This window comes from Metabacillus sp. YM-086, from assembly GCF_048059995.1.
In the GTDB taxonomy this organism is placed as follows: domain Bacteria; phylum Bacillota; class Bacilli; order Bacillales; family Bacillaceae; genus Metabacillus; species Metabacillus litoralis_B.
The window spans coordinates 1-1,305 of record NZ_JBLUOI010000172.1; the positions used below are offsets into that span (position 1 = coordinate 1).

General features: G+C 38.1%; 1 pseudogene. It reads left to right on the forward strand.

Annotated features, from left to right (window positions below):
* Positions 1-637: 637 nt before the first annotated feature.
* A pseudogene (locus ACEWK1_RS27640) lies at positions 638-1,305 on the forward strand (IS21 family transposase); the annotation flags it as partial.

The window sequence follows — 1,305 nt, forward strand, 5'->3', positions numbered from 1 at the left end:
ACACGGAAGTTAAGCTCTTCAGCGCCGATGGTAGTTGGGGGTTTCCCCCTGTGAGAGTAGGACGTCGCCAAGTAAGAAGAGGAAAAAGATCAGTAGAAATGCTGGTCTTTTTTGTTTTTTAAAAGAATGTTAAACCGAAGGTTTGTATGTGAAAATTAGAGACAAAGTAAGACTACTAGCCTGAGGCTTGGGAGAAGCAAGAAGGTCAAGGAAGCGCAGGCAGTGAAGACCGGAGTGTGCGGTTTTGGTACATGAGGATCTGAACGAACAAACTGACGCTGAGATTCGCCGCTTATCGCAAGCCGATAGTCCGAACGCGGAAGTTAAGCTCTTGCGCCGATGGTAATTGGGGGTTTCCCCCTGTGAGAGTAGGACGTCGCCAAGTAATATGGAGAAAAGATCAGTAGAGATGCTGATCTTTTTTTGTGTAGTTATAAAATGAAAATGTTGAAGGTTGTAGAAATCTGTAGAATCGAAGATAAAGTATTCAGAATCGAAGATAAAACTTCAATAATCGTAGATAAAGTACTCAGAATCGAAGATAAATATAAATGCTAATTTAAAAATGAACAAAGATGATTACATAAGAATGTACAGTTTTGTGATGTACATGCATACTTAGTTTGAGGTGGAGAGAATGCATGTACAGCTAGATTTAACGACAGAGATAGAAGTAAAAAGTCTAAAAGATTTACCAAAGTTAAAATTTCTTATGGAGAGCTTAAACATGAAAATAAATAAAAGTAAGATAGGGCGAGAATTGGGAGTAGATCGGAGGACTGTGGATCGATATTTAAATGGAAAGGGGCCAAGTAAAACCCGTAATAGAAAATCTAGAATAGATGAGTTATATGGTGTTATATCAGACCTACTCTCAAAGGATTCAATACAAACTTTTTACTACAAGAGAGTTCTTTGGGAGTACTTAAAGGATAACCATAGTTTGAACTGTTCCCAGTCATCTTTCCGACGATACATATCAAACAAACCTGAGTTCCAAGCATATTTTACCGATGGTAAAAGAACTCAAGCAGCACAATCTGTTGTTCGTTATGAAACCCCTCCGGGGGAACAGGCTCAATTCGACTGGAAGGAGAACATAAAATACATAACGTGTGATGGGGAGATTATACACGTTAATGTAGGAGTGTTGGTGTTAGGAAATTCAAGGTTTAAGTCTTATGGTTTAACCATATCCAAATCACAAAGTATATTAATGTCCTTTTTAATGGAGTGCTTTGAAGCAATTGGTGGAGTACCAAAGATCATTTTAACGGACAATATGAAAACAGTAATGGATGAACA